Annotated in this window: 7 protein-coding genes and 1 pseudogene; all 8 read right to left on the bottom strand. The window is 60.3% G+C overall.

The window, feature by feature from the left end; all coding sequences use genetic code 11:
* Positions 1-332 (bottom strand): annotated as a pseudogene (locus ACR3EK_RS19115) (peptidoglycan-binding protein LysM); the annotation flags it as partial.
* 21 nt (positions 333-353) lie between these two features.
* Entirely contained in the window at positions 354-602 is a 249-nt protein-coding gene (locus ACR3EK_RS19110) for a hypothetical protein (RefSeq protein WP_480634261.1), read from the bottom strand.
* The gene (locus tag ACR3EK_RS19105; RefSeq protein ID WP_480634260.1) at positions 541-1137 is read right to left on the bottom strand and encodes a PP2C family protein-serine/threonine phosphatase; all 597 of its coding nucleotides are present in this window, start codon (positions 1135-1137) and stop codon (positions 541-543) included. Before ACR3EK_RS19105 ends, ACR3EK_RS19110 begins: the two co-directional genes overlap by 62 nt.
* A gap of 3 nt (positions 1138-1140) precedes the next feature.
* The gene (locus tag ACR3EK_RS19100) at positions 1141-2148 is read right to left on the bottom strand and encodes an FHA domain-containing protein (RefSeq protein ID WP_480634068.1); all 1008 of its coding nucleotides are present in this window, start codon (positions 2146-2148) and stop codon (positions 1141-1143) included.
* Between the two features lie 203 nt (positions 2149-2351).
* Positions 2352-4034 carry a serine/threonine protein kinase gene (locus ACR3EK_RS19095; protein ID WP_480634259.1) on the bottom strand — a complete coding sequence of 561 codons (1683 nt, stop codon included), beginning with the start codon at positions 4032-4034 and terminating at the stop codon, positions 2352-2354.
* On the bottom strand, positions 3962-4492 hold the full coding sequence (locus ACR3EK_RS19090) for a hypothetical protein (RefSeq protein ID WP_480634258.1): 531 nt from the start codon (positions 4490-4492) through the stop codon (positions 3962-3964). Before ACR3EK_RS19090 ends, ACR3EK_RS19095 begins: the two co-directional genes overlap by 73 nt.
* Positions 4493-4832: 340 nt before the next feature.
* Entirely contained in the window at positions 4833-6116 is a 1284-nt protein-coding gene (locus ACR3EK_RS19085; RefSeq protein ID WP_170439742.1) for a dynamin family protein, read from the bottom strand.
* Entirely contained in the window at positions 6113-8155 is a 2043-nt protein-coding gene (locus ACR3EK_RS19080) for a dynamin family protein (protein WP_480634064.1), read from the bottom strand. The genes ACR3EK_RS19085 and ACR3EK_RS19080 overlap by 4 nt, the downstream gene beginning before the upstream one ends.
* Between the last annotated feature and the right edge of the window lie 37 nt (positions 8156-8192).

Below are 8192 nucleotides of genomic sequence, written 5' to 3'. Positions count from 1 at the left end.
GCACGTTCTTCCGCGGCCTTGACCAGTTCGGCTGCCATCTCGGCGGCCATGCGCTCGGCCTCGGTTTCCGGTTCAGGCGCGGCGCGGCCGACATCCTCGAGGCAAGGGAAGGTCAGAACGTCGCCGACGCGGATGATGTTGGGGTTGGACCCGATCGTGTCGCGGTTGGCGTCGTAGATGATGCGATAGTCTTCGGTCGCATAGACCTTTATGGCCAGTTCACGCAGGCTGTCGCCGCGCTGGATCTCGTAGGTCGAGCATGCCTCTTGCGCCGAGGCTGCCCCCGTTGCTGCCGCCAGGGCAATGCTGGATATGATCAGGTGTGTTCTCATGGGTCCTGTTGCTTTGCTTTGTTATTGTCGGGCCGTTTTGATGACGGCGATTGAAATGTTGTCCTGATCCGGATCACCCTTGGCGATCAGCGCCTTGAGGAGGCTGTCGGCGATGTCCTGGGAGAGGGCCGAAGCGTTGTCCTGAAGGATGGACTGGATGTCGTGGTTGACCAGATACTGCAGCCCGTCACTGCCGAGGATGAGGATGTCATCGGTCGTCAGTTCCAGCGCGTCTTCGGGGCAGTCTACCTTGGGGATCGCCGCGCCCATGATGACCGAGGTCAGCTGGTTGCGGTCGGGATGGGACTGCGCTTCGGCTTCGGACAGCTCCCCTGGTCACCTGTGCGTCGATGACCGGGGCCATCGAATGATCTTCGTTAATCTGAGACAGAACGCCGTTGCGGAACAGGTACAATGGGCTGTCGCCGATCGAGATCCAGAACACTTTGTTGCCCAGCAGCAGAACACCCAGCAGGGTCGAGCCCATGTTGAAGCCTTGTTGCTGGTCGTCGCCGTACCCCGCCACGGCCGCGTTGGCCTGCATTGCGGCCATGGGCAGCGCATCCAGCAGCGTATTCTCGGTCAATTCCGGAGTCTCCAGAACTGCGTCGAGCACTTCGCACCAGGACTTGACCACCAGATCCGAGGCCACTTCGCCCGCGGCGTGACCGCCCATCCCGTCTGCCACCACGACATAACCGGCGTTAGCGGCGTCAAAGACCCGCGAGGCAACCGCGTCTTCCTGCGTGTCGCGCTGACCCTGATCAAGGATCAGTGCAATGTCATATGCCGGAGTAGCCAGCATCCGTTACGCGTCCCGCCAGTCGAAGTTTTCGTCACAGAAGGCCACGAACCGCAGCGACGTTTCGCTGATGCGGATCAGGTCGCCGCTGGACAGCGGCACGGTGCTGAGAACGGGTTTGCCGTTCAGGCGCACAAGGTTTGCCTTGCCGCCATGGCCCAGATAGCATTTGCGGTCTTCGGGGTCATAAGCAATGACGGCGTGGTTCGACCGTGAAATCCCGGTGTCGCCAAAATCCAATTGGATCGCCTGGTCATCGTTGCGGCCAATCTGCATAAGCCCTTCGGTCAGCGTGATGCTGGACCCCCGCCCGGGGCCACTGGTTACTGCCAGCCAACCGACCGGGAATGTCGCGCCTGCGGTTTCGGTCTTGGCCACCGGCTCGGCTGTTTCGATCAGTTCCTGCACATGTGTGTCAGGGCGCTCGAACCCGAGGAAGGTGGTCTTGACGCGCGACCGACGATCCGAGGCCGGCGCTTCGGTTGCTTCCGGAGCGGCTTCGGCTTCTTCGGGCTCGCTGGCCACAGGTTCGGCATCTGCCGCTGCTTCGTCCGGGGCGGTTTCGATTGCAATGGGTTCCGGCAACTCGAACGGGGTCGGCGCCGAGGCCTCTTCCTCTTGGACTTCCTCCAGATCGGGTTCGGCAGTTTCGGCCATGACCGACTGGATGGTCTCTTCTTCTTCGGTTGCCGCAACGTGCAGCGTCACGACCTGTTCGGCTTCTTCCGGCGCTTCAGGCGCGGCTTCGGCTGTTTCTTCGCTCTCTGTTGCCTCTTCCACCGTCTGTTCGGTCTCGGCGAAATCGGGCATCTTCTCTTCAGGGATCAGTTCGTCGGTTTCCTCGTAGCTGTCCGTGCTCAGGTTTCCACCAGCCAGAGCCTGGCGCAGTGCATTGAAGTCCGCAATCGGCTCGGCCTTGTCTGTCGTTTCGACTTCGGGTTCCGACCCTTCGGCTTCTTTGGTTTTGCCGGCACCCTCGAGAAGCCGGCTGAGTGGGCTTTTGTATTTGAACATGGTGTCGACACCTTTGACTACTTGCACGGGCTTAGGTGACCCGTGGGGTTACGAACCGCTGCGCATGGCGCAGCGGCACTTATGAAGTTGGAAACCTGAAACACTCTTACCTTCCGCGGTGGGCCGGTCCCCACCAGGAGGGCCAAAACGCGGCATCCTCCTCAGCAAACACAAACTAGCGGATCAAATACGTACCGGTCTGATCACTCCTGCGCCAAAGGCATCACGGCGGTTGTTTCCGCCCCGTTTCTAAGCACAACCAACCGTGCTTCGGGCTTGTTTTCGGAAACCAACGCGTTCAGCGCAGTATCCAGACTGTCGGCAGCAATTATCTCAGTTCCCGAGACAGTCTCGCGGACAAGAATGTCGCCGGTCTGCAGGCCACCTGCCGTTGCGGCCGGTGCTCCGGCAACAACTGTCTGCCATTCGGGCAAATCAGCGCCGCGGGCTTCGAACGAGTAACCGTTGGCCAGCCCGAACTCGCGGATTGCGGGCAGGGCCAGCAGACCGTTCTGCGCGCGGGTCTGTCCGATGGGGCGATACCGCGCCGCGACACGGATATAGCCGTCCGGGTCAACCTGAAGGTTGTCCAGAACCTGTGCGGCAAGCGTCGTTCCGGCGCGCACAGGGTTGCCGTTCAGGGTATAGATCGCCGCGCCTCGCTGAACCCATTCACCGATCGTGGACATGTCCTGGTCGGCATCCACACCGGTGATGGCGATGATGTTTCCGGTCGAGGCGCGCCGCTGCGAAGTCGAGAACGGGATTTTGACATCCCAATGGGCATAGCTGACTTGGGTCTCGGCCAGATTGACCGGAGCGCTCGGTGCAACCGCCGCCACTTCGATAGGTTCTTTGGGCTGAGCCGCTTCTTCCTGTGTATCCACCGCCGGCGGTGTGACAGCCGCTGCGGCCTGCTCGACAGGCTGGTCTTCTGCCACCTGCTGTTCTGTTTCTGTTGCTGCTGCGGTTTCTTCTGCCTTGGTTGCTTCTGGTGCGATCACTGGTTCAGCCGTCTGCGTTTCGGCAGGTTCGGCCGTTTCGGTGGGCGTCGCGGTCTGGATCGGTTCCGGGTCCGTCTCGGTCGAGCCGCCGGACATCAGGAAGAAGCCACCAGCGGCCAGAATCGCGATTGCGGCGACACCCGCGATCAACTTGCCGTTGCCGCCCGATCCTTTTTGGACGACCGTATCCACCGCCGCTGCGGGCTCGTCCTTCTGGGCAAAACTTGCCGGACCGTCGTCGTTCTTTTCGCCATGCCCAAGAGCCAGATCGGAATTGCCGGCCAGCAGGGCTGTTACCACCGCTTCGGCATTTTCGCTTTCGGCCTTGATGCGGGCCTTTTCGGCCTCTTCGTCCTTGCCGTCCAAGGCGACAATTACCGAAACGGGGCGATAGGCAAAGCTGTCGAATTCGACACCGGGGCCGCGGAACATCCGCAACCAGTCCAGTGCGGATTGAAGGCGGTCGGTCGCGTGGACCTCCATGGCCTTGTCGATCGCCTCAAGGAAGCCATCCGGGTAACCCTGGAAGCGACCGGTCAGCGGCTGATAGGGATCTTTCTGTCCGTTGTTGAAGGCATTCAGGCGCGATTGGCCGTCGATCGGGCGCTCGCCGCTGATCGCGTGGTAGAGCGTTGCCGCCAACACATACAAGTCGCTGCTGGGACCCTGCTCCGAGCCGCGCACGTAGAACTCGTGCGGCGAGTACCCATCCTTGATCACCCGAAGCGTCAACAGCGCCGCCGATTGGTTGGCAGCCTGTTCGCGCGCGGCGCCGAAATCGATCAGGATCGGTTCGCCGTTTTCGTCGATCAGGATGTTGTCTGGCGAAATGTCCCGGTGCAGCATCCCGCTTTGGTGGATGAATGAAACCGCGGACAGCATCTTTCGGTGACCTGGACGATAAAGTCCGGGCCGGTTTCGGTCTTGGGGTCCTCGATGTAATCCAGCAGATCGCATCCACGGATCAGGTCCATCGCGATATATGCAGTATCGTTGTCTTCGAAGACCTGGTGCACGTCGACGATATTGGGGTGGACCAGGCGAGCGTGGTTGCGGGCTTCCTGAATGAACAGGTCGATGATCGCGCGTAGGTCGTCCTTGAAGGCCGGATCATTGGGTTCGACCAGGTCACCGTTGCGGCGGCACAAGGCACCCGGATAGCATTCCTTGATGACCACATCGCGTTCCAGGCTGTCACGCGCCAAATACGTGATGCCGAACCCGCCATTGCTGAGGAAGCGAAGAATTTCGTACTGGCCGCGCAGCAGTTTCGCGCCCGGTTGCAGACCTTGAATTTGAGGTTCGTCGTGCGATGCACCGACAGCCTGGTTGTGGTTCATTTCTTCCCGCCCATCATTCCAAAAACTTGCGGCCAAAATAACCGGGCAATCAGCCCACGAACACACAACCAACACAACCGCAGGACACTTGAGAACGGTTAGACGTTTCAAATTTGACTTTAATGGGGCCGCCTCATGGCTTCACTGAGAACGGTTTCGGGCGCAGATCAATATATTGATTAAAAATCTGATAGAATACATATATGTAGTGTCTCCCGGCGAACAAAAAGGATTCAGTCCGGGCGCCAGACGACCCATGGTCCACGGATCTGAAACAATGGAATCATGATTCCAGTGTTAACGATTCGCGCCGCGGCTCAATCAATCTTGCGGGAATGACTCAGGTTCCGGTCTTCGGAGGGGCCGAAGCGACCGTGCTGCCGGCCCACGCCAGGTTGTCGCTGAGCTGCGCCAGTATGCTGATCGCATCCTTGAGTGGCCCTTCGCCGCTCTCGAATTGAAGCAGCAGAAGCAGGTCGGTGGCCTTTTCGAACTCGCCCGGAATCCAGTCGGCTTCGGGATCGATCTCGGACCCGTTTTCCAGCCGTTCAGCAAAATCCTCGACAATTTCCTGACAGCTTTGCAGGAAGGCGGCCGGTTCGATGTCCGAACTGTCGCGCAGGTCTTCGTAAATGCTGGCGATCGCCGCCAGCCAGTCTTCGAGGATCGGGTTGTCCAGCGGCGGCAGCGCAGATTCCAGACTGGGCTGTACCGTTCTGGTGTCCGAGGCTGCGGCTTCGCCCGCGCCGGTCAATGTCTCCAAGAACGGCAGGAAGTCAGCGGCAAGGTCCTGCCGCGCGGCCTCCAGATCCGTTCGGCGGCGATGCGATGCAATTTCAAGCACCTTCTCCGCAAGGTTCTGGCCGCCGCAGGTTTCCCACAAGGCGAAGTCCGGTTCCGGCTCTTGCGCCATGGCGCGAACGGCAACTGGTGTCCCGATCGGTACGATCGCGCGGAACATGCCCGACTTCTCCTTCTCCAACCGCGACAGAACGCGATCGAGGGCGTCGCGGACAGGGGGCAGGTCCGTGTGAGTGACGGCTAGCAAGCTGTTGTCGCGCAGGTTTTGCGGGACTTGTGCCCACAAATGGCGCTCGGTCTCGCGCCAAGCGTTGGTTCCGTTCGTGCACCAGATGGCGCAATCGACGAATTTCAACAAATCAAGCGTTTGTTTGTAAGTGTCGTCCAGCGCACCGGAGCCGGGCAGGTCGAACAACGAGATTTCGCGCAGGGCAGGGGTGTTCAGCCCCACCGAGATAAAATCAGGATTGTCGGCCGCGGCCTTTTCCAGGGCGATGCCGGAATAAACCTTTGGCTCGCGGTCCCACCACCCAACGGTCGTTTCAGGTGTGTCCGCATAGGTGACAATCACCAGAGGCAATTTCAGATGTTGCGGACCCGTGGGCAGGATGTCAGCTCCGGCGAGCATGTTGGCAAGACTGGACTTCCCGGCGCCGAATTCCCCTGCAAAACCGATTGAGACCGCGTTTGACAACCGCTCGGCGTGGGATTGTGCCCGCGCGCGCATGTCGTCCAACTCGGGCGTGGACGGAAGGCGTTCGGTTGCGGTCAGAAAACGGTCAAGCTGACGCACTTCCGTCTCGGTTCCGGGAAATTCAATCACTCGGCGGCCTCCGCTTGTCGTTCGTCGCTGTGTTCAGCGCCAAAGGTCGATTGCAATTCGTCCGCGATCCGGCGTGCGCGGTCGAAATCGACCTGCGCCTGGGTGCGCTCACATGTCTCGCCCGTCGCGGTGCGGTTTTCAAGATGCCCGGCGAGCAGGGCCAGGAAATGGTCCAGAGCGGTATTCAGGCGCTCCAGCAGGTTCTCACGCGCGGTATCGATCAGATCGTCTCCGATCATCTCGAATTCCTGCACGATCATGCGCTCGGCGCGAGAGACGACGGATTTCCGCGAAATCAGACGCGACAACCAGTTCACCCGCAACTCGACCGTAATCCCTCGGGTCAATGCGGTGGTATCCGGACGGAACCAGCGCACGGCACTGGTGTTCATACGGCTGTCGGTCGGCTCCTGCCAGCCCGGCAGGGACCGCAGAGACGCGTTGGCCTGCATGTCGATGGCATAGAGTTCGCTGAGCATCCGCTGGCGAATGACCTGAGTCGCACCCTGCACCAGTTCGCGCATGCGTTCGCGCAACGGTGTAAAGTTCAGTTCGGTTGCGCCACCTTTGGCAAGCAACGGGGATTGCCCGTCGGGTCCGCGCACAACCGATACGACGGCTTCGGCCACGGTGTCATCCATCACACCACGCAAGTTTGCCAGAACATCATCCATGTCGCGGGTGATTTCTGCGGTTTTGTCCGATACAAGCTTGCGCAACTCGGCGAGGGTCTTGTCATTCTCGTCAGCCGCATCGTCCGAAGGTTGGCCATCTTCTTCCAGCGCGCGGAGGCGGGCCTTGCTGCGTTCCAGCTCGCCCTGGGCAAAGCCGTTCAGATGTTGCCACGCCATACGCAGTTGTTCGTTGCGCGGGCCGTCAGTCAGCGCGGTGGTGACATGCCGGCGCAGATCGGGCAAGCCCGAGGCGATCATCGCGGCATACCGCAGAACCGCCTCGCGGCTGATGGGGCCGGGGCCGCGTTTGATCTCTTCGACGCCGGCAAGGTACTGCTTCATCTGTTCGGGATGCGCCCGCAGCCAGGCGAGGATGTGATCGTGGTTGACGCCGGTTTCGTCCCCGGTCAGTGCGTAATGCGCCCACTGAGCGCTGCCCATCAGAACGTCGATGCTGGACTTCCCCAGCGCCTTTTCCAACCCGTCCAAAACGTCGGCGCGTACTTTCGCCGCGTCTTCCGCACCGCCGCCCAATTCGTCGACCCGGTTGATGAAAACCACGATCTGACCCAGCTCAAGCGCCTGCATCAGCCGGAACAGTTTCAAATCGGCGCGCGACAGGGCCTGGTGCGCGGACAGAACCACGACGAAAAAGTCGGATTCCTTGAGGTACTGGCGCGAGATCTCTTCGCGGATCAACAGCGGATCATTGACGCCGGGCGTGTCGGTCACGGTCAGCGGGAACGGGAAGTGTCCAAGATCAAAATACACCTCGGCCTTGCGGGTGATGTCGCTGTACAAACCCCGGTCCGATCCCGGATCATGTTCGGCTTCGTCGGTCGGATCATCCCCGGCACAGACATAGCGGGCAAGGTCATCAGACGTCAGTTCTTCGAGGTCGTGATGCTGGCCCATCAGCTGTTCGAAACTGTCACCCAGGCGCAGACGAGCGCGGTTTTTCATCGCCTCGACCTGCTCCTCGATCATCTCGCGCTTATAGCTGTCCTCATCGTCGGGGAACATGTTGCGCAGTTCTTCGCCTTCGGCGATCAGCGCCTGCCATTGGCGGTTGTCGAAGAAATGGAATTCGGCCCCCGATGTGCGCCCGGAGGGATGTCCGAAATGCATGTCGGTGATCACGGTCGTCCACGGGTTCACGTCCGACGGCAGAAATTCTGCCTGTCCCGTAAAGCCGTTGATCAGGCGGGACTTTCCGGCCTTGATCTGCCCGACGAATGCAATCGACGGTTTCAGGCCGCTGAGATCGTCAACGATGCGAGAGATGAACTGACAGGTCTCGTCATTGCTCACCTCTTTCATTTCGCTGGCGATCCGGATCAATTCCCGGCGGTTGGTTTCACTCATAACACTACCCTAAAAACTGGTACCCAAGGTTTGCTTC

This window comes from Ruegeria sp. BC8 (assembly GCF_056535705.1).
This window is presented reverse-complemented; position numbering and strand designations above follow the sequence as displayed.